18 protein-coding genes are annotated in these 20,016 nt (G+C 57.2%); 6 read left to right on the top strand and 12 right to left on the bottom strand.

What is annotated here, in order from left to right:
• Position 1 precedes the first annotated feature (1 nt).
• The 3 genes from nth to CFN46_RS06150 all read left to right on the top strand — a co-directional run bounded on the left by nth (position 2) and on the right by CFN46_RS06150 (position 3,422).
• On the top strand, positions 2–637 hold the full coding sequence (gene nth, locus CFN46_RS06160; protein ID WP_088742965.1) for an endonuclease III: 636 nt from the start codon (positions 2–4) through the stop codon (positions 635–637).
• 149 nt (positions 638–786) lie between these two features.
• Positions 787–2,997: a bifunctional diguanylate cyclase/phosphodiesterase gene (locus CFN46_RS06155; RefSeq protein WP_088742964.1), complete on the top strand. Its 2,211-nt coding sequence runs from the start codon at positions 787–789 to the stop codon at positions 2,995–2,997.
• A gap of 137 nt (positions 2,998–3,134) precedes the next feature.
• Entirely contained in the window at positions 3,135–3,422 is a 288-nt protein-coding gene (locus CFN46_RS06150) for a hypothetical protein (protein ID WP_088742963.1), read from the top strand.
• Positions 3,423–3,543: 121 nt separating this feature from the next.
• Here the strand turns inward: CFN46_RS06150 and pepN are convergent, their stop codons facing one another.
• The 6 genes from pepN to CFN46_RS06120 form a co-directional block, all read right to left on the bottom strand.
• Positions 3,544–6,189, bottom strand: a complete 2,646-nt coding sequence (gene pepN / locus CFN46_RS06145; RefSeq protein ID WP_088742962.1) for an aminopeptidase N — start codon at positions 6,187–6,189, stop codon at positions 3,544–3,546.
• Positions 6,190–6,313: 124 nt separating this feature from the next.
• Entirely contained in the window at positions 6,314–6,763 is a 450-nt protein-coding gene (locus tag CFN46_RS06140) for a YbaN family protein (RefSeq protein WP_024951753.1), read from the bottom strand.
• Positions 6,764–6,952: 189 nt separating this feature from the next.
• On the bottom strand, positions 6,953–8,173 hold the full coding sequence (locus CFN46_RS06135; RefSeq protein ID WP_024951754.1) for a glycerate kinase: 1,221 nt from the start codon (positions 8,171–8,173) through the stop codon (positions 6,953–6,955).
• A gap of 186 nt (positions 8,174–8,359) precedes the next feature.
• Positions 8,360–9,202 carry a S1 RNA-binding domain-containing protein gene (locus tag CFN46_RS06130; RefSeq protein WP_024951755.1) on the bottom strand — a complete coding sequence of 281 codons (843 nt, stop codon included), beginning with the start codon at positions 9,200–9,202 and terminating at the stop codon, positions 8,360–8,362.
• Positions 9,203–9,420: 218 nt separating this feature from the next.
• Positions 9,421–9,909, bottom strand: a complete 489-nt coding sequence (locus CFN46_RS06125; RefSeq protein WP_024951756.1) for a YajQ family cyclic di-GMP-binding protein — start codon at positions 9,907–9,909, stop codon at positions 9,421–9,423.
• Between the two features lie 133 nt (positions 9,910–10,042).
• Positions 10,043–10,630, bottom strand: coding sequence for an N-acetyltransferase (locus tag CFN46_RS06120; protein ID WP_024951757.1), 588 nt, complete (start codon positions 10,628–10,630; stop codon positions 10,043–10,045).
• A gap of 218 nt (positions 10,631–10,848) precedes the next feature.
• Between CFN46_RS06120 and CFN46_RS06115 the strand changes: the two genes are divergently transcribed.
• Positions 10,849–12,396, top strand: a complete 1,548-nt coding sequence (locus tag CFN46_RS06115; protein ID WP_024951758.1) for a RimK family protein — start codon at positions 10,849–10,851, stop codon at positions 12,394–12,396.
• Between the two features lie 184 nt (positions 12,397–12,580).
• Here CFN46_RS06115 and CFN46_RS06110 read toward each other — a convergent pair whose 3' ends face one another.
• From CFN46_RS06110 to CFN46_RS06085, 6 genes are all read right to left on the bottom strand, one after another.
• On the bottom strand, positions 12,581–13,450 hold the full coding sequence (locus CFN46_RS06110) for a glycine betaine ABC transporter substrate-binding protein (RefSeq protein ID WP_088742961.1): 870 nt from the start codon (positions 13,448–13,450) through the stop codon (positions 12,581–12,583).
• Positions 13,451–13,627: 177 nt separating this feature from the next.
• Positions 13,628–14,587, bottom strand: coding sequence for a DUF2797 domain-containing protein (locus CFN46_RS06105; RefSeq protein ID WP_246116509.1), 960 nt, complete (start codon positions 14,585–14,587; stop codon positions 13,628–13,630).
• Positions 14,575–14,862: a YeaC family protein gene (locus CFN46_RS06100; protein ID WP_024951761.1), complete on the bottom strand. Its 288-nt coding sequence runs from the start codon at positions 14,860–14,862 to the stop codon at positions 14,575–14,577. Before CFN46_RS06100 ends, CFN46_RS06105 begins: the two co-directional genes overlap by 13 nt.
• Positions 14,863–15,010: 148 nt before the next feature.
• Positions 15,011–15,907, bottom strand: coding sequence for a rhomboid family intramembrane serine protease (locus CFN46_RS06095; RefSeq protein ID WP_088742960.1), 897 nt, complete (start codon positions 15,905–15,907; stop codon positions 15,011–15,013).
• Between the two features lie 298 nt (positions 15,908–16,205).
• Entirely contained in the window at positions 16,206–17,285 is a 1,080-nt protein-coding gene (locus CFN46_RS06090) for a metallophosphoesterase (RefSeq protein WP_024951763.1), read from the bottom strand.
• 16 nt (positions 17,286–17,301) lie between these two features.
• Positions 17,302–18,186, bottom strand: coding sequence for an NAD(+) kinase (locus CFN46_RS06085; protein WP_024951764.1), 885 nt, complete (start codon positions 18,184–18,186; stop codon positions 17,302–17,304).
• Between the two features lie 298 nt (positions 18,187–18,484).
• On the opposite strand from CFN46_RS06085, the gene CFN46_RS06080 reads away from it, so the two are divergent.
• Positions 18,485–19,141, top strand: coding sequence for a sigma-70 family RNA polymerase sigma factor (locus CFN46_RS06080; protein WP_024951765.1), 657 nt, complete (start codon positions 18,485–18,487; stop codon positions 19,139–19,141).
• Positions 19,138–19,941, top strand: a complete 804-nt coding sequence (locus CFN46_RS06075) for an anti-sigma factor (RefSeq protein ID WP_088742959.1) — start codon at positions 19,138–19,140, stop codon at positions 19,939–19,941. The genes CFN46_RS06080 and CFN46_RS06075 overlap by 4 nt, the downstream gene beginning before the upstream one ends.
• The last annotated feature ends 75 nt before the right edge of the window (positions 19,942–20,016 follow it).

Raw genomic sequence — 20,016 nt, 5'->3', positions numbered from 1 at the left:
CATGAACGCTCAGAAACGCCTCGAAATATTTACGCGCCTGCGGGCAGAAAACCCTGAACCCCGCACAGAGCTTTACTGGACAACCCCCTTTGAGCTACTGATCGCGGTGCTTCTCTCGGCACAGGCGACCGATGTCGGTGTCAACAAGGCGACGGCAAAGCTCTACCCCGTCGCCAATACGCCAGAGAGCATTCTGGCGTTGGGCGTCGAGGGCCTGAAGGAGTACATCAAGACGATTGGCCTTTACAACACCAAGGCCGAGAACGTCATCAAGACCTGCCGCATGTTGATTGAATTACACGACAGCGAAATTCCTCAGACTCGCGAAGCGCTGGAAGCCTTGCCAGGGGTCGGCCGCAAGACGGCCAATGTCGTGCTCAACACTGCTTTTGGGCAGCCGACAATGGCGGTCGATACCCATATTTTCCGAGTCTCGAACCGGACGCGCATTGCCCCAGGCAAGAACGTGCTGGAAGTCGAGCACAAGCTGATGCGCCATGTACCGAAGGAGTTCTTGGTCGATGCGCATCACTGGCTGATTCTGCACGGGCGCTATACCTGCGTGGCGCGCAAGCCACGCTGCGGAAGCTGCGTGATTGAAGACCTTTGCGAGTACAAGGACAAAGTAGACCTCTAAGCCTTTGTTACGCCAGATCCATCCCAAGAGTCAGAGAATTCGGGGCCTGTAGGTAACATCGTTGATTGGCACACGCGTACCGGACTCATCATTTTCAACCAGCGATCCAAGTAGACTGTACGTAATGACTATTGCTACAGGTACTTGCCATGTCAGTAAATCCAGATGCTCAGGAGCTCCCGGATGCACCGCCAAGCGGCGCGCCTCAAGCTCCAATGCCTGATATGGATACAAGCCTCACGTTCGATCCACTGGCACTGACTGAAAGGGTGAAGGCACTCGAAGAAGAGAATTTCCTGCTACGCATGCTGGTGGATACCCATCCCGACATCATGTTCGTCAAGGATGCTCAGGGACTATTTCGTTTCGCCAATCAAACGCTCATCGACTTCTATGGCACGACGCTTGAGGACATTGTCGGTCGCGAGGACAGCCACTACACCGGCAATACCGAGCAGGGGCACTTCTTTCGACGCAGCGTCCAGCAGGTGCTCAATAAATATGAGCGCGAGGTCATATTCGAAGATGCCACGGATGGTGAGACGGGTGAGGTCAATCATTTTCGCTCTATCAAACAACCCTTCCATAGCCCACAAGGGACGGGAATGGTGGCAGTACTGGCACACAACATCACCACTCAGGTGCGTGAGCACGAGCGCAAGAACCGCCAGATCGATCATATCTATGACACATCGCTGGAGGGCTTCTGGGACTGGAGCATTTCAGACAGCCAAGTAACGCATAATCGACGCTGGTCGCAGATATTGGAGATTCCCGAAAGCGAGCTCTGCAATAGCCTCGACGAATTTGCCGCCATGCTGCATCCCGATGATACACCAGAGGTCATGGCTGCCATCGAGGACTGCCTGGCAGGCAAGACGCCCTACTATCATCGACACCGCATGTTGAACCGAGAGGGTAAGGTACTGTGGGTCATCGACAAGGGGGACGTCATCGAGCGAGGCCGTGACGGGACACCGCTGCGCATGATCGGCTCGATTACCGATATCACCCGTGTGGTCGAATCAGAAGCGCTGCTGCATCAGCACAACCGCTTTGATTCGCTGACCAAGCTGGCCAATCGATGCTCTCTGATAGATGTGCTTCAGCAAACCATCATCACGACCGCTATCCGGGGCGATCATGCTGCATTGGTTTTCATTGATCTGGACCATTTCAAAAAGATCAATGACCTGCTCGGCCATGCTGCTGGCGATCATCTGTTAATCGAAGTCGCCCATCGCTTGAGCAGCCAGGTACGGAGCACTGACATGGTTGCCCGCTTCGGTGGCGATGAGTTTGTTATCTTGCTTCAGCCCTTGAGCGCACATGAAAGCGATGCCCGCCGCGAGTTCGAAGATGTGATGAGGAAACTGCAATATGCCCTCGATCAGCCCTACTCTCTGACAGGCCCGTCCGGGCAACCCCTGGAACATCACAGCTCGGCCAGCATGGGTAGCATCATCTTCCATGGCCGCGGCCTATGTGCCGAAGAGTTGATTCGGCGCGCAGATATCGCCATGTACTGTGCCAAGGACGCTGGCCGCAATCAGCGAGTCAGTTTCGATCCCAGCATGCGAGTGGAGTTGGAGCGGGCCGTACAACTGGAACACGACCTACGCAGTGCCATTGAACTCGGTCAAATGTGGATCGAACTACAGCCACAATTTGATCAGTATCAGCAACTACTGGGCGCCGAGTGCTTATTACGTTGGCGACACCCGACCTATGGCATGATCTCGCCGTTCGAATTCATTCCACTGGCCGAAAAAAGCCTGCTGATCGTGACGCTGGGAGACTGGGTGCTTGAAGAAGCGTGCACTCTACTCACGGCATGGGAGAGTATTCCCGCGCTGGCCAACATTCATCTGTCGATCAATGTCAGCGCCCGCCAGATCGACAACCCCAGTTATGTCGATGAGATGGTTGTGACCCTGGCTCGACATGGTATCGCTCCACAGCGTCTGCAACTGGAGCTGACGGAGAGCGTCTTCGTCTGTGACATGCCCACCACCGTAGGCCGCATGCATCAGCTGAATGCGCTGGGCTTGAGCTTATCACTCGATGATTTCGGCACCGGCTTCTCATCACTGACCTATATCAAGCAGCTGCCTTTCTCCGAACTCAAGATCGACCGCAGCTTCATCAATGATCTCGAGCATGACGTGATGGACTACCGTATGGTCGAGTTCATCGTTCATCTTGGCCATGAACTAGGCATGCGCGTGGTCGCCGAAGGCGTCGAGACCCGTAGCCAGATGGATCATCTCGTCACCATGGGCTGCGACGTGATCCAGGGATACCTGTTGGCGAAACCGATGCCAGTCACCGAATTCATCAAACGCCATGGAGTCTCCTGACACCGCTCAAGCAGTGTGCTGATGTTGTCATGAGTATTGACTGACGTTATCCCGAGCAACATCTGATCATCCGAGGCGCGCAGCGCTGCCAATTCATGGCACACTGTGCGCTCTTTTCTGTCCGGAATACCCACGCAATGGAAGACTTCTTTACCTGGATAGGCACTCAGCTTGGCGCTGCCATCCGTTTTATCGTCGAAGGCCTCAGTGGCTTCTTCACTCACTTTGACGATGCCTTGAAAGGCTTCTTCAGCGGACTGGCTGGCGAGCTTGGCATAGGCACCTCCCTCTTCAGTCTACTGGGGCTGATACTGGGCCTTTATCTGCTCTACAAGGGCGTCACGGCACTGCTCAGAGGATCAATCGTTGGCGGAATACTGCTGGTATTTCTCGGACTGACATTCCTTGGCTGGCTGATCTCCTAGCCTCTCGTTTACGCAAGGCAGTCCCCTAAAAAAGAAGCCCTCACCAATTGGTGAGGGCTTCTTTTACATCTGATGACGAGTCAGCCACTCAGAATCCAACAGATCCTGAGATACGCTGGCATCACGCCAGCGCCTTCTCCACGACCTCGTAGACATTACGCGACAGCTTCTCGTTACGAATACGCTCAAGCTCCGTCTTCATCAACGCCTGACGTGCCGCATCGAAGCGTTTGAAGCGGGTCAGCGGTGTGATGATGCGCGCCGCGATATCCGGATTCAGACGATTCAACTCAATCACTACATCCGCCAGCAGGCGATAGCCTTCACCATCAATACGGTGGAAGTTGACGCGATTCTGACCTGCAAAGGTGCCAATCAGCGCACGCACCTTGTTGGGATTGGTCAGCGAGAAAGCCGGATGCTCCATCAGGAAACGCACACGATCCAATACATCGGCCTGCGGGCGAGTGACCTGAATCGCGAACCACTGGTCCATCACCAGCGGATCGTGAGACCAGCGCTCAGCGAAGGCCTTCAGTGCCGGATTACCCAACTCAGTGCGTGAAGAGTGCACCAACAGTGTCAGCGCGGCGCGAACGTCTGTCATGTTATGCGCCGCGGCCAACTGGGCCTGAGCCAGGCGCATGCCTTCTTTATCCTCGATGCCCATCAGGTAACTGAGTGCAGCATTCTTGAGGCTTCTGCGCGCCATCTGCTCGAAGGTCGGTGCGTACTCACCCTGCTGTTCGTTGGCGTGATAAAGCGCCACGAATTCTTCGCGCAATACGGTCGCCAGCTGCGCCTTGGCCGTCTTGCGGGCCCAATGGATGGCATCGACATCGACAACAGCTTGCTGCTCGGCGATATATGCCTCAGACGGCAACGTCAGCATTTCGGCCAGCACTGCGCGGTCCGTCGGCTCACCCGTCAGCAGGAAACGATACGCCGCCAGCAGACGTTCATCGAGATGCGCCTGCTTGTCACCGCGCTGGAAGGCCGCCATCAGGTCTTCCAGCGCCGCCAGTGCCAGTCGCTGACCACACTCCCAGCGGTTGAAGCCATCACTGTCATGCTGCATCAGGAAGGCCAGCTGCTCGCGGCTATAGTCAAAGCCCAGCTTGACCGGCGCCGAGAAGCCGCGCAGCAACGACGGTACCGGTGCATGCTCGATACCGGTGAAGACGAAGCTCTGCTCGGCTTCGGTCAGCTCCAATACGCTCTCGCTGCCCAGTGATGCACCCTCCAGCACCAACGGCAAGTCATGGCCGTCAGCGCTGACCAGACCCATACGCACCGGAATCACCAGCGGCAGCTTCTCGTTCTGTCCCGGCGTCGGTGCCGTCGTCTGACGTAGCGTCAGCGTGTAGGTCTTGGCCGTTGCATCAAAGACACCACTGGCGGCCACCTCAGGCGTACCCGCCTGCGCGTACCAACGCATGAACTGGGTGAAGTCGCGTCCGGAGGCTTCACTCATCGCACTGATGAAGTCCTCAATGGTGGCTGCACGGCCATCATTCTGCGCGAAGTAGAGGTCACTGCCACGACGGAAGGCCTCTTTGCCCAGCAGATTGGCGACCATGCGCACCACTTCCGAGCCCTTCTCATAAATGGTCAGGGTATAGAAGTTGGAAATCTCGATGTAGGACGCCGGACGCACCGGATGAGCCGTGGGGCCAGCATCTTCGGCAAACTGCGCGGTACGCAACATGGCCACGTCTTCGATACGCTTGACCGGTGCCGAGTTCATGTCCGCCGAGAAGCTCTGATCACGATAGACCGTGAACCCTTCCTTCAATGACAGCTGGAACCAGTCACGACAGGTCACGCGATTACCAGACCAGTTATGGAAGTACTCGTGGGCCACCACGCCTTCGACGCGCTGGAAGGCAGCATCGGTCGCCGTGTCGTGATTGGCCAGCACACAGGAGCTGTTGAAGATATTGAGCCCCTTGTTCTCCATCGCGCCCATGTTGAAATCGTTGACCGCGACAATCATGAAGATATCCAGATCGTACTCACGCCCATACACCTCCTCGTCCCACTTCATGGAAGCCTTGAGCGAGGTCATCGCATGCTGGGTCTTGTCGAGATTCTCTGGCTCGACCCAGATTTCCAGTGCGACATCGCGACCGCTCATGGTAGTGAAGCTGTCGGCATGCTTGACCAGATCCCCCGCCACCAGCGCGAACAGGTAGCAGGGCTTGAGATGCGGATCTTGCCAGGTCACGAAGTGACGGCCGCCTTCCAGCTCACCACGCTCCACGGGATTGCCGTTGGAGAGCAGGATTGGATAATGAGCCTTATCACCGATGACCGTAGTGGTGAACACGGACATCACGTCCGGACGATCCGGGTAATAGGTGATACGACGGAAGCCTTCGGCCTCGCACTGAGTGCAGAACATGCCAGAAGACACGTAGAGCCCTTCCAGCGCCGTATTGGCCGCTGGATCAATAACCACGACCGTCTCAAGCTCACAACGTGCCGGCAAGCCATCGAGTGTCAGATGCGTCTCGCTGATCGTGAACTCGTCACTGGCCAGCACGCGGCCATCGACGCTCACGCGCTCAAGTGTCAGATGCTCGCCATTGAGCACCAGCGGCGGCGTAGCATCGCTGCCAATCGCGGCATCGGGATTGCATTCGAGCGTCAACACGGTGGTAACACGTGTGGCGGAAGGCTCAAGTTCGAAGGTCAGGCGAGTTTCAAGCACTTGCCAGGCCGGAGCCTGATAATCAGCAAGATGGATAGCTGCAGGTTGTGACATGAAGATCTCCGCAATCAACGCCGGCGAAGAACGATAGCTCCGCACGACAAAAAGAATCGGGCACCGAGGGACAACTCGCCTCTTGTGCCCTCAAAACAGCACATATTTGACACCCGTTAGACACTCATTCGCGTGGAAGCGTGTCGCCAGCGGTAGCCTCGGAAGCACTGCCGTCCACGGATGCCACATCACGCTCGCCCTTCGGCTCAGGACGCGTCGCCAGCCAGATCGCCAACAAGGTCAAGAAGACCAACAACGATGCCTTGACCACCAGTACCGACACCGTAAACAGGATGATCAGCATCGAGACAGCCAGCATGCTGACCGCCATGATGCGTGCACGCAGCGGGATGGCGCGTTCTCGCTCCCAGGCGACCAGTGTCGGCCCTATCTGGGGGTGCTCGCGGATATAACGCGCAAAGCGGGGAGAACCTCTGCTGGCACATGCCAGCGCCAACAGCATGAACACGGTCGTTGGCAGCAAAGGCAGAAACATCCCGGCAAACCCGATGGCGAAGAACAACCAGGCCAGGCCCAGCCAGCAAATACGCTTCATACGCCGGAAGATCGTCATCTCGGGTCCTCGTCACCATTGGCCACGCGCTGCTTGCGCTACCTGCCACCAGTCAACCGGCAAGCTGTCCCGGGGGGAAGTGTTTTATGGCTATCTACTTGATAGTACTCACTGCATGGTAACGGGCTTGCCTGAGTCACGAAAGGCTACACGTGCGCAACAACGCCGCACCTCATCCGCGGCACACCATCATCCTTGTGCGCGACGCGCGATCAACCACAGGCGCATGATGGCCTCACAACGGTCCGCCAACAGCTCCGGCGTGCGCGCCAGCGCCTGCTCCAGCGGCATGGCACTGTCACACAGGGTGAAGACGGCACTCACGCCCTCATCGTGCGCGGCCTGCCAGCCCTCGCTCAGCCGCCCTGCCAGCACGATGGCCGGTACGCCTGCAGCCCTGGCGGCACGCGCCGCGCCAATCGGTGTCTTGCCACCCAGACTCTGGCCATCCAGGCCACCTTCTCCCGTGATCAACAGATCACACTGCGAGAGGCGTTCAGTGACATTCAGACGCTCCATCACCAACTCGATACCGGGTCTGAGCGCACCCGATAGCCAGGCAGCTGCCGCATATCCCATACCGCCCGCGGCCCCCGCACCGGCAAGCGTCGATTGGTCGCCGCAGAGGACGTCAGTGCTCAAACGTGCGAAGTGAGCCAGCGCCGCATCAAGCTCTGCGACCTGCGCTGCGCTGGCCCCCTTCTGTGGCCCGAAGACAGCGGTAGCGCCTCGCGGGCCACACAGCGGATTGTCCACATCGACCGCTGCAGCCACGTTTAGCGTCGCAAGCCGTGCATCCAGTCCGCTGGCATCCAGACTGGCGAGCTGAGCCAGCGCCGCGCCGCCGGGTGGCAATGCCTCGCCCTGAGCATCCAGCAAGCGCAGCCCCAACGCCTGCAGCATGCCGCTGCCACCATCATTGGTCGCACTGCCACCCAGCGTCAGAATCAGTTGCTCGGCACCAGCATCAAGCGCGGCAAGAATCAGCTCGCCCACGCCGTGAGTACTGGCAATGCGTGCATCGCGCTCATCAGGGCTGAGCAGATGCAGACCGCTGGCCTCAGCAAGCTCGACAATTGCGGTGCGACTGCCCGGCTGCCAGCCCCATTGAGCGCTGACCTTGCGTCCGAGTGGGTCTTGTACCTGACAACGGCGCGCCTCGATGGGGTCTGACTCGCTGGCTGCCGCCAACAGTGCGGCCAGCGTCCCTTCGCCGCCATCGCCCAGCGGACATAGGTCCAACGTGGCATCAGGCAGCACGCGCCGAATACCTGTCGCCATGGCATCAGCAGCATCACTGGCCGCCAACGCCTCCTTGAAGCTGTCAGGAGCCAGCAGAATACGTAGTGCAGACGATGAAGCCGAAGCGGGGACAGATCCTGAAACAGGGACAGAGACGGAGGCAGACATGCGGACTTTCCTTGTCGAAGAGAATGGGCTTGAGAACGAATCAGGCAGGTACACCACTAAAAGTATCGTGCGCCATGAGCAGCGATACGCCTTCATTGGTGCCATGCGTTGCCCATAAACGCAACTGCCGCCCGTCGGAAGCCCGAGAGGCGGCAGTTGAAGTTCACTGATCCAACAACGTTCTGCTTACTTCACCAGCCGCGTTTCCGTCGGGGTCAGGCTCACCTTGCCTTCGCGCTTCAGATGACCAAGCGCGCGCTTGAAGTTGGCCTTGCTGGCGCCGAAGGCTTCGCTGACTGCTTCCGGTGCGCTCTTGTCGCCCAGTGGCAATACACCACCGCTAGCTTCAAGGCTCGCCAGAATGCGATCTGCTAGCTGTTGATGCCCTGCCGGTCCCGGTGCCTGCGGCGTCAGATCGATATTGCCATCGCCATCATTCTTCAACACCCATAGACGCAGACGATTACCGATGCGCAAGCGAGTGAAGATGCGGTCATGATGAACAAGGCCCCAGTGGGTATTGTTGATGATGATCTTCATACCCAGCTCTGTACGTGCAGCAACCAGTCCAGAGATTTCCTCGCCTGCGACATACTCGCTTGGAATCTTGTCCAACCAGCGGTCAAGACGCATCGAGGCGACCATGCGGTCACTGTGCTTGTCGAGGCCCACGTGCACCATCGCAAACTGGCCGGCCTTGAGCTCGCGCTTGCGCTCACCGTAAGGCAGCAATAGATCCTTGCTGAGGCCGTTGTCGAGGAAGGTGCCAATGTCGTTGACTTCGACCACCTTGAGCGCAGCGAATTCACCGGCCATGGCACGCGGATAACGCGTAGTGGCCAGCAGTCGGTCTTCATCATCAAGGCTGACGAAGACTTCGACAGCATCACCGACATCAGAACCAGGCGGAATGAAGGGCGTCGGCAGCAGAATTTCACCATGACTGCCGCCATCGAGGAAGACGCCGAAGCCGACCCGCTTGGTGATCGTCAGGGTGTTGCGCTGGCCGATAGCGAGCGGAGCAGACATGTAACCTCTCTTTGCGCAAACACTGCGCGGGTATTGCGAATAGTGGCGAACGGCTCCAAAACAGCGCTATTGAAGCAAGCGATGCTTTCGAAATCCAAACACCTGACCAACCACCTGAATCAAACGAAGACAGCACCGCCCGCAATGAGCGGGCGATGCTGAGCGTGACAGATACGTGAGTTCTGGCTTTTGAGCCTTACTGCTCAACTCCAGGTGTATCAGTCGCGGAAATTATTGAACTGCAGCGGCAGCTCGATGCCTTCATCACTTTTGAGCAATGCCATGGCGCCCTGAAGGTCATCACGCTTCTTGCCGGTCACACGCACTTTCTCGCCCTGGATCTGTGCCTGCACCTTGAGCTTGGCATCCTTGAGCGCCTTGACGACCTTCTTGGCGTTCGCCTGATCAAGCCCCTGACGCAGCACCAGCTGCTGACGGGCGCGAACACCGCCACTTTCAGGGTCCTTCTCTTCCAGACAGCGCACGTCGATACCGCGTGCAATCAAGCGTCCCTTGAGCAGATCAATCATCTGACGCAGCTGAAAGTCAGCTTCTGCTTCAAGATTGACGTTCTCTTCCTTTTCGAGTGTGAAGGTGGCGGTCACGCCCTTGAAGTCGAAGCGAGTCGCGAGTTCGCGATTGGCCTGATCGACGGCGTTCTGAACTTCGTGTTTATCGAGTTCGGAGACAATATCGAATGACGGCATGGAGTGATTCCTTTAGAGCCTTGAAAAATAGCGCATTGAAGCGAAAGCACCCTAGAACGAAAGTGCCATAAAGAACAGCGCATCCTAGCCCATGGAGGCGACTCGCGCCATGCCCACGAGCAAGGAGTCTGACTTAGACGACATTGGCCTCGACAAGCGCCATCAGCGTCTTGCGCATCTGCCAGGCCGAAGCACCATCAGCATAGTAATCCGTCAGACGGCCGCATTTGACAAAGCCATGGCGCTCGTAGAGTGCAATGGCAGGTGCATTGCCGGTATGCACCTCAAGATCTAGCTGCTGACAGCCATGCTCACAGGCCAGGCGCTCAAGCTCACTCAGTAGCTGTTGCGCCAAGCCGCGTCCGCGCGCATCGGGATGCAGACAGAAAGAATAGAGCCGTGCACGTTGTGAATTGCGTCGAAACAGCAAGGTACCGTAACCCAATACGCTACGTAGCGGCGTGGCATCATCCTGCTCAACGCTGCCTGCCGGCCACAGGGCAGCGATGACATCACCAGAGGTCGCAGCTGCGCTAGAACTCTGTAGAGATGATGCCGCCTCTTCATCGGGCTGAATGACCACCAGCGTGCACGCATTGGCACGCAGAACAAGATGAGACAGCTGACGGCGACTGAACCAATCGCTGTCGAAGCTCACTTCCTCGAGCTCTACAAGCGCATCGAGATCGGCCCGAATGGCGGGACGCAGAATGGGGTTCATGGTGCAGGCTCTCTCGCTTGGCAGTGCCCGCAAGCTGCATCATGGGCAGCTTGAACTGGCGTGTTGGGATGCGCTGCATTCTGGCCATGCAAACGTGTCTTGTCTTGGCCTGATTGCATGAAATTATTTCACCTTTCAGACTATTGCGATGACAGAGATTATTTTTCATGATGCGCGCATTCGGCACCGCTTCGGTGCCTGCCCTTCGAGGCTCTGAGATGTCACGTCTGCGTATTGTGGTTGACCGTGTTTCCGACTGGCGCGCTTTCTATCCCAGCGACGACGTCATCAGTGCCCATGATTTTCTCTCAGAGCTTTCAAGCGATGCACCTGCCGTGGCACTGGGCGATGATGCGCCGCAGCCTGCGACTCATGTCATCAACCTGTGCGGGGGTCTCGACTACCTGGGTATCGGCTATTACGTCTCGTTACTGGCTCAGGCACGCGGCCAGAAAGCGCTGCCGACAGTGGAGACGCTCAATCAGCTATCGCGTAAATCGCTGATCGACATGGAGCTGGGCGGCATTCGCGTGCTGCTTGAGGAGCTGACGCGCAAGGGTGCCCTGCCAGCCCCCGCCAGTCAGCCACTCATCGAGGGCAAGCGGGCACGCCTTGATCTCCTGCTGACCTTCGGTGAAAGCGATGATCCTGCACTGTCGCGACTGGGGCGCAAGCTGTTCGAGCGACTGCCCTGCCCGCTGCTGGAAGTGCGTCTGGAAGCGCGTGGCGATACCTGGATACTCAAGCGTGTGCGTCCTCAGTCACTGAGCCATCTGGCAGAGTGCGATGAAGACCGTTTTGCACAGGCGATAAACCGTCATTCGCGCAAGGTATGGCGCACGCCCAAGGCACGTCATCATTATCGCTTTGACTTGGCGATGCTGGTGGACCCTGAAGAGGAACTTCCGCCCTCCAATCGCACGGCACTCAAGCACTTCATTCGTGAGGGCCGACGACTGGGTATTGATGTCAGCCTGATCACACGCCGTGACGAGGGCCGTCTGGCCGAATTCGATGGCCTGTTCATCCGCGAAACGACCAGCCTTGATCATCACACTTACCGGATGGCAAAGCGTGCCGAGTACGAAGGGCTGGTAGTAATGGATGATAGTCAGTCGATTCTGCGCTGCACCAACAAGGTCTTTCTGCACGAACTACTCAAGGCACGCGGTCTGAGCGCGCCCCAAGGGCGCCTGATTCATCGCGGTGAGCTTCGTCAGCTGGCCGAGCGTGGCCAGCACATGCGCTATCCGCTGGTGATGAAGGTACCCGATGGCGCTTTCTCCCGCGGTATCGTCAAGATTGACGGCCCGGAAGCGCTGGTGCGTGAGGCCGAGCGCCTCTTCCACGACTCAGCACTGCTGTTGTTGCAGGAGTGGCTGCCGACGGAATTCGATTGGCGCATCGGCGTCCTCGACGGCAAGGTGTTGTTCGCCAGCCGCTACTACATGGCGCGCGGCCATTGGCAGATCTATGACCACAGTGGTGCGCGTACTCGTTCCGGTGGCTTTGCCACGATAGATCCGAGTGAAGCCCCTCTAGCCATCATCAAGGCCGCACTGAAAGCGACACGCCTGATCGGCGATGGTCTGTATGGTGTTGACCTCAAGCAGCTGGAGGACCGCGTCGTGGTCATCGAGGTCAATGACAATCCAAATCTGGATGCGGGCGTTGAGGATGTCGTGCTCGGTCGCGAGCTTTATCGTCGCGTGATGGAAGTCTTCCTGGAACGCATGCAGGCACGACGCCAGCCCGTGCTTGGCTAACTCGTGCGTAGCTAAACCGCCCCTGAGCTTAGGTGGGCCAAGCCTCCCGGCCATCATGACTCAGGATAGCGACTCTGTGCCTTTGCCTGAGCGCAGCACGCCCGCCATGTTAGACAGGCGGGTGTGCTGCATTCAGGCTTTCGATCATGTCAGGCCATGCTGCTAAGCCATGCTGACAGCCCTATCAGAGACCACCCGCCGTCAACCAGCGTTCAATCTGTGCAGGGTGCTCATCAATCCAAGCCTGCGCGCCCTCCACCGGGTCACCGCGTGATTCGATCCCTGCCATCAGTGTGGCAAGTTCTTCATCACTCATTTCCCATGCATTCAAGACCTGTGTGATCTTCGGAAAGTCCTCGCCAAACGCGAGACGCGACATCCAATAAATATCTTCATTATCGCCGTAAACACCTTCAGGGTCTTTCAGATACTTGAGGTCATATTGGGCGAATGCCCAATGAGGATTCCATAGCGTCACGAGCATCGGCGCCTGACGTGAATATGCATCACTCAATGCCGACATCATCGCGGGCTCCGAGGAATTGACCTGCTTCATATCGAGTTCATAGCGATCAATCGCATCATCTGTCAAGGCAGCAATGGCAGATCCGGCATCGATGCCTAGCACTGTTGGCCGCCCCTTATAGGCGAATTCATCTTCACGCCCCTTGAGGTCCGCAATGGAATCAATATCCACATAACTTGGCACTACCAACCCAAGTCCAGTACCACGGTACCAGATGTCGTGAACTTCAATATCGTCATCATAGGGCGCTAGAAACGGTGCATCTGTCGTAGGTAGCCACAACTCCAGCGTGACATCGATATCACGAGTCGCAAGCCCGGCAAACAATACACTCTTGCCAATGGACTTCAGTTCGACGTCATAGCCTCGCGTGTCTAGCAGCAGTTTCCACATATTGGCGACAGCCACGTTCTCAGCCCAATTATTGGTACCGAGAATCACCTTACGGTCATCGGAGGCTTGTGCTTGACCAAGCGCCGTACTCAATGCCACCGCGCCTAGCAGGCCGAATAATGCTCTCTTGATCATGCCACCGTCCCTTTGTTATCAATATTATATAATTATTTATAATTGAATTATGGAAACACCATAACAAAAAGGAATAAAAATTTCATCCTTTGGGCCAAATGCAACAACGCCCGCTCCTCCTGCAAAGAGGGAGCGGGCGTTATTGTTGAGTCAGAAGAGTCAATGTGACGACAATATTTACTCGCCCAGCGTGACTTCTACCTCATAACCGGTGAACTTGCGCAGGTTGATCACTCCAGTGTCGAGAATCAGGTACTGACCCTTGAGGCCCTCGAGCACACCTTCCACGACGGGTGTCTTGTCAAAGTTGAATGACGTGACCTTGGTGGGCGCAGTACGTACTGGAAAATCAAACGCCAGTGGCGTCGTTCTCAGCACACGAATGGCACCCTCACCACAATGTGCCTGTAGCGCTGCCAGCCCATCTTCCATCTGTGCGAGTAGTTGATCACGCTCGGCTTCCAGATCCAGCTCAGCCACATCGCCTTTCAGCATTGCGCGCCAGTTGGTTCTATCATTGACCGCCTGCTTGAACAATACCTCGACCAGCCCAGACTGTAGCCGGTTGGACACCTCGACAATCGGTAGCGCCTGAATGGCGCCCTGATCAAACCAGCGGGTCGGCATCTGAGTCGCACGTGTAATGCCGACCTTGAGTCCCGAGGAATTGGCGAGATAAACGATGTGCGGCTGGAAACAAAACTGCTCGCCCCACTCCGGGTCACGACAGGTGCCCTCGGCGAAGTGGCAGGTTTCTGGCTTCATGATGCAGCCATCGCACTGCGGCAGCTTGCGAAAACAGGGATAGCAATGGCCCTGCGCGAAGCTCTTCTTGGTCTTGCGACCGCAGTGTGTACAGTGAATCTGGCCACTGAAGGTCAAGCGTATCGGCTGGCCCAGATAAGCGTTCAGAGGCTGGCGCTCATCACCGAGACGCAGGACGTAATTGGCAGTCACACGCTCACGCAGGCCAGCAACGGCATCGGGTGAGGTATCGATCACCACCGGCTCGCCTGACGGCTCAATCGCCATCTTGCCAAGCGTACCGCTCAGCGTACGAGGCTCTGCACTGTCGCTAGCCTTGCGCTCTTGGCCTTCGTTTGCGTCCAGCACATCGTCGAGTGTCAATTGACCCACTTGATCTGCTCCGGCTCATCCTTGGTAGCCTTATTTTCAGTAGGCTCATCATCACGCGGGCCACAGGTGCCGTTATCGATGAAACCAACTCGCGACTCGGGCGGTACATTATTGTGCGCTTCGTACTTGATGACGGCTTCCATGCACAGCTCGACCTGCTCTGGCGTCAGCACTCGACCATCCGGCCACTTACGTAGCTGCATGGATTGCTTGAGGCTCTCATAGATAGCGGGCGTCATCTGTCCCACCATGCCGTCAAAGGTCATGTTGCTCATGGCTTCTCTCCTGATACTGGGCCACGGCTGCCGTCGCAGACCGTGATTGATGGCCGTCATTCTATCACTGTCATCTTCCCCGCTGTCAGCATGCGAGCCATGACAGCACCTGGGCTACCTGCCGTGTATCTCCAACCACGCATTTCAGCTAGCGCTTGGCTGCCTGCCTACGCGTGCGCCTCGGTAGCAGAAAGCCAAGTACCAGGCCTGACAGCAAGCCCCCTAGATGCGCTTCATTGGCAATGGCACCAAGCCCGATAGCACTCGATAGCGGTGTCATGCACAGCACTAGATAGATCAGCATGAAAATCATCAGTGAGCGTTGGATCTGATAGCCAAGCCCCGGACGGCGACGAGCCGCCATGAACACATAGCCGATGACCGCGAAATCGATACCGGAAAGACCGCCAAACAACACGCTGCCTACCGCGTATTGCGCCAGATTGGCAGCAATGCCGCTGATCAATAGCACCAGAGCGAAACGCCAAGGACCATCAATGGCTTCGATCTGTCGTCCAAAGACCCACAGCCACAGCAGATTGAAGACAAGGTGCAGCACGCCGAAATGCATCAATGATGGCGACCACAGTCGCCACCATTCACCAGATAGCGTGGCCGACAATGTCTCTGGACGAATGTGCTGGGAGTCAATCAATTCAAAAGGCACGATCGCCAGCCACTGAAAGACAGCGGCCTGACCGAGCGAGTACTGCGCCAACACGGTCAGGCAGCAGGCAAGGCCTACCAGCCAGGTTAACGGTGTCTGACGCACGAGAGGCCAGAGGCCGGTGGATTTCACGCCACATGAGCGAGTAGTGGCCGAATCAGCATCGCGCAGCGGTTCGCCATTCGAATGGCGTTCCAACATCGCAACCACGATAGGCAACTTTTCAGGGTCAGCCAGCCACAGCACTTGCTTGACCTCGTCGACACCTGGCGACGCGTCAGCGTCGTGCGTAATTTGATGACCAATTCCCTCTGCCCACAACGCTTCGCGCAATGAGCGGCTATCAAACGTCTGCGGTAACGTCAGAACCTTGAACATGCAGTGCCCTTAGCAGTACTTAACAAGTAGTAATGCACCGTCGACGTGCTGCCGCGACGCAGAAAGAAGACATGACGGGCGAGACATCAGCATATCGTCCCAGATTGTCAGCAGATAGGCATAAAAAAAGCCCGGTGGGGGGCCACCGGACTGAGCAAGGGATCATTCAAGGGAACACTTACTCAGAGTACGCCAACAGTGAATGGTTCACTGAATAACGATTGAAAAAAGCAATCAACAGCAACCAATATTTTAAAAAATCCTATACGACGATTCCAACACTCTACGCTACCACTGACTACTCCGCAGGCTCATCATGGCTTGGGCCTCGACTTGCCAATGCATCAACCGGTAGCTCTTCAGGCAGTGGTCGCCGAGAGGGCTCACGTGGGACCGGCACCCAAACAAAGTTTTCAGCGTCCAATGTTGCTTCACCACTGAAGCGATAGGCCACCAGTCGACCGAACTTTACGGCGCTGTAATCCAGGCAGGCAATGTTAGGCGCAGGCAGCGCTGGCAGACCCTCGCACCAATAGTGCCCAAGGAACAACGGCGGCTGCTCTGGCCCGTAATAGGGCAGGTTCGAAAGCTCGTCATCACTCAACCAGCGCGATTCCAATTCGCCCGGCAGATTGTCCGGCTGAAAGACGACATCACCATAGGTACGCGGTTCGCGTGCCCAGAAATGCGTGCGGAAACTGCGCCGCGTAAAGCCATCGCCGGAGTGAATCTCGATGCCTTCCGGCAGGCGTAGACTCGCACCACGCGTCAGTCGCTCCAGTACACGCCAGGCAAAGCTGTTGGAATCAATGGAGTCATGCAGAAAATCTTCATCGATACGCCCGTCGGGGTAGCGCTCCAGGAAAGCACGCACCAACGACTCATCCCAGCAAGCATGAACCACCCGCAGCCCGCTCTTGCCCGGAGCTAGCGGTGGTAGATCAAGACACAACGGCATACGCATGAACCAGCGCAGTGCTTCATCCCATTCATCAGGATGATGCTGATACTGTTCCAGCGTCTCACGAATGATGCGGTTATGCCGTGACGTGTGGGGGCGCAGAAAATCGCGGTGCTCTTCGCCCTTGTGCTGACGAGCACGCCGACAGTACGCCAATGCATTGTATTCGTGATTGCCCATCACGATCAGCGCCTCGCCAGCATCTACCATACGACTAGCCAGCTGAACCGCTAGCCGAATACGCGGACCACGATCAATGATATCACCGAGGAAAATCACCTTGCGCGTCGGATGACGATAAACCCCATCGATCAGATGATAGCCGAGCGTTTCCAACAGCGTCGCCAATGTAGCGCCGCAGCCATGTACATCACCGATCAGGTCATAGCCATCTTGTGGCGTCACAAACTTATTCATGCAGTGAGCCTTGATGTCATTCGCCGAGGCGATTGCTCCAGCCGAGCTTGGTACGACAGATCTCGAAATAGTTGTGCTCCAGCGGATGAATCAGTGTCAGGCGCTCGCGCTTGCGGCGGATCTTTAGCACATCTCCCGGCTTGGCGACCACCTGCGTCTGACCATCACAGCTGATATGCGGATAGGTCGAGTTGCTGGCACTGATATGCAGCGTGATCTCGCTGGCCGCGTCGATGACAATCGGGCGACTGGACAGCGTATGCGGGAACATCGGTACCAGCGTGATGGCCTCAAGGCGAGGGTGCACAATCGGACCGCCACCTGACAACGCATAGGCCGTTGATCCTGTCGGAGTTGCGACAATCAGGCCATCAGAGCGCTGCGAGTAGACGAACTGTCCATCGATGAAGAGCTCAAACTCGATCATGCGTGCAGCCTTGCCGGGATGCAGCACAACATCATTCAAACCATCTGCAGCACCTATCTTCTCGTTATCACGAAACACCTCTGCCTCCAGCAGAAAGCGCTGCTCACTGAGGTACTGGCCCTCGAGCACTTCTGCGACTTTCTGCTCCAGCTCATCGGGTCGAATGTCGGTGAGAAAGCCCAGCCGTCCACGATTGACTCCCAGAACCGGGGTGCCACTACGACAGAGCGCGCGTGCGGCGCCCAGCAAACTACCATCACCGCCGACAACGATGACCAGATCACAGCGTTCGCCTATCTGGCGGCGACTACCCACTTCCAGGCCATGGTCCAGCAACAGCGTGGCGGTGCGTTCTTCGATCACCATGGCGAGCCCACGGGCGTCCAAAAAGCGAATCAGGCGCTTGAGCGTGTCCACTACCTGAGCACTGCCTAGCCGGCCGATCACGCCGATCGTATTGAATGTCTGCTCCATTGCGCCTCCCCGGCTGTCATGCGGGCCATTATGCGGACTCCCTGTACAGGCGGCAATGCGCCCTTCTTCCGTAGAGGTTCTTGTCTCACGTCGCCTCCCCCCCCCCTCCGCTCGATGTTGCATAACATCGACTCCCCATACATCCATCTTCCGCGCATGAGCGTTAATCCATCAGTCCCTCATGTCCTGTGCGGCTGTGTTTTCGATGTCATTGATTCTCGATGCACCTTGTTCTTGGCGCCCGCTGGCTCTCGAGAACTCACCGTCGCCTGTGCCTTGCTTTCAGGAGTACCTGCTCATGCAGCTTGCCATCGCCCAAGGGTGCGACTACCGTCACTTGAACAATGGATCTCCACCCAGAGGAGCCGGCACCACCATGCCAGCACACACACCGTCTGCCAGTCCGCAGGAACCGGACACCTTCGACCACGCCAGCGCTATCGAAGCCTGTGCCCGTGGCGAAGAGTCCGCCTTTCGTAGTCTCTATGATCTGGAATCGGGTCGTATGCTAGCGCTCGCCATGCGTTTGCTGGGAAGCCGTGATCAGGCCGAAGATGCCGTTCACGATGCCTTCATCAAGCTGTGGTCCAACGCTGGGCAATATCGACGAGAATTGGGGAATGGTCGTGCCTGGCTGTTCAGCATTCTACGCTATCGTGCGCTGGATCAGCTACGCGCTCAGGGGCGTACACCGCGTGGTAACAGCGATGCGCTTGAGACCCTGGCGGATCTACTCGCCAACCCCGAAGCTGCCGCAGATAACACCCAGACAGCCCATCAGCTCAGCGATTGTCTCGGTGAACTTGAACTGCCTCGTCGTGAGCCTATATTGCTGGCCTTCTTCAAAGGGCTGACCCACGAGCAGATCGCAGAGAAAATGAGCTCACCGCTCGGCACTATCAAGGGACGCATTCGCGCCGGACTCAAGCTACTGCAGGAGTGCCTGTCACGATGAACACTTCCCTTATTCCTGATACGCCAGAAGAGCAGAACCTGTTGCTGGGTGAGCATACGCTTGGCCTGCTGGATCCTGAACGAGAAGAAGAAATACGTGCCTGGATCGCCCGTGATGATGAAGCCGCTCGTATGGCGCTTCGCTGGCAGCAACACTGGCTGAGTGTCAGTGATCGCCTTCCGCCGGAACCAGCTTCCGATTCTCTCTGGAAGCGTATTGATGCCAGTCTTACACGCCTGAAGCAAGCGCCAGCCTCGGCACCGACGAGCCGTACAGAAACGCGTCAGCCGTCGTGGCTTGTGCGCTGGCTGGGAGGCGGCATCGGCCTTGGGCTGGGTGCAGGTCTGGCACTCGCGCTTGCGATGCAGGTTGGTCCCTTTGCGCCTCAGGAAGGTATTGATACCGGCACGCCTGATATGGCGGTGCAGGCACCCGACACCATTGAACAGCGCATGGTGGCTGTTCTGCAGACACTGGAAGATCCGGGCACTCCGACCTGGGTTGCGCATGTCACTACTGCCGGTGGGCTGCAGTTGACGCCCAAGGCCAACATAGAGCGGCCATCAGATCGAGTTATCGAACTGTGGACGCTGACCGACCCAGCCGAAGGTCCTCGTTCGTTGGGCCTGGTAGATCCTGTTGCAGGCATCGAGCTGAGCGCTGCGCAGATTGGCAGCATGAACCCAGGCCAGCTGCTGGAAATGACGCTGGAGCCAGAGGGTGGCTCCCCGACGGGCAAACCGACGGGCAAGGTGCTCGCTATCGGCCGCTTGGTTGATCTCAATCAACTGGACAGCTAAACGCGAAGCACTCCATGAACTTGGATGCACCTGAAAGCGTGAAAACTTTCAGGTGCATGAAAGATCTAGTGCACG

The organism is Cobetia sp. QF-1, assembly GCF_002213105.1.
Taxonomy (GTDB): Bacteria; Pseudomonadota; Gammaproteobacteria; order Pseudomonadales; family Halomonadaceae; genus Cobetia; species Cobetia crustatorum.
Note: the sequence above shows the minus strand (reverse complement) of the source record. Positions and strands in the feature narration are given on the sequence as shown.

What these genes read in the sequence shown, in the direction of transcription:
- CFN46_RS06090 (WP_024951763.1), bottom strand. Translation starts at nt 17,285, where the DNA reads ATGAATAAGTTTGTGACGCCACAAGATGGCTATGACCTGATCGGTGAT.
- CFN46_RS06130 (WP_024951755.1), bottom strand. Translation starts at nt 9,202, where the DNA reads ATGTCTGCTCCGCTCGCTATCGGCCAGCGCAACACCCTGACGATCACC.
- CFN46_RS06095 (WP_088742960.1), bottom strand. Translation starts at nt 15,907, where the DNA reads ATGTTCAAGGTTCTGACGTTACCGCAGACGTTTGATAGCCGCTCATTG.
- CFN46_RS06120 (WP_024951757.1), bottom strand. Translation starts at nt 10,630, where the DNA reads ATGAACCCCATTCTGCGTCCCGCCATTCGGGCCGATCTCGATGCGCTT.
- CFN46_RS06080 (WP_024951765.1), top strand. Translation starts at nt 18,485, where the DNA reads ATGCAGCTTGCCATCGCCCAAGGGTGCGACTACCGTCACTTGAACAAT.
- CFN46_RS06075 (WP_088742959.1), top strand. Translation starts at nt 19,138, where the DNA reads ATGAACACTTCCCTTATTCCTGATACGCCAGAAGAGCAGAACCTGTTG.
- CFN46_RS06140 (WP_024951753.1), bottom strand. Translation starts at nt 6,763, where the DNA reads ATGACGATCTTCCGGCGTATGAAGCGTATTTGCTGGCTGGGCCTGGCC.
- CFN46_RS06135 (WP_024951754.1), bottom strand. Translation starts at nt 8,173, where the DNA reads ATGTCTGCCTCCGTCTCTGTCCCTGTTTCAGGATCTGTCCCCGCTTCG.
- CFN46_RS06150 (WP_088742963.1), top strand. Translation starts at nt 3,135, where the DNA reads ATGGAAGACTTCTTTACCTGGATAGGCACTCAGCTTGGCGCTGCCATC.
- CFN46_RS06155 (WP_088742964.1), top strand. Translation starts at nt 787, where the DNA reads ATGTCAGTAAATCCAGATGCTCAGGAGCTCCCGGATGCACCGCCAAGC.
- pepN (WP_088742962.1), bottom strand. Translation starts at nt 6,189, where the DNA reads ATGTCACAACCTGCAGCTATCCATCTTGCTGATTATCAGGCTCCGGCC.
- CFN46_RS06100 (WP_024951761.1), bottom strand. Translation starts at nt 14,862, where the DNA reads ATGAGCAACATGACCTTTGACGGCATGGTGGGACAGATGACGCCCGCT.
- CFN46_RS06110 (WP_088742961.1), bottom strand. Translation starts at nt 13,450, where the DNA reads ATGATCAAGAGAGCATTATTCGGCCTGCTAGGCGCGGTGGCATTGAGT.
- CFN46_RS06085 (WP_024951764.1), bottom strand. Translation starts at nt 18,186, where the DNA reads ATGGAGCAGACATTCAATACGATCGGCGTGATCGGCCGGCTAGGCAGT.
- nth (WP_088742965.1), top strand. Translation starts at nt 2, where the DNA reads ATGAACGCTCAGAAACGCCTCGAAATATTTACGCGCCTGCGGGCAGAA.
- CFN46_RS06125 (WP_024951756.1), bottom strand. Translation starts at nt 9,909, where the DNA reads ATGCCGTCATTCGATATTGTCTCCGAACTCGATAAACACGAAGTTCAG.
- CFN46_RS06115 (WP_024951758.1), top strand. Translation starts at nt 10,849, where the DNA reads ATGTCACGTCTGCGTATTGTGGTTGACCGTGTTTCCGACTGGCGCGCT.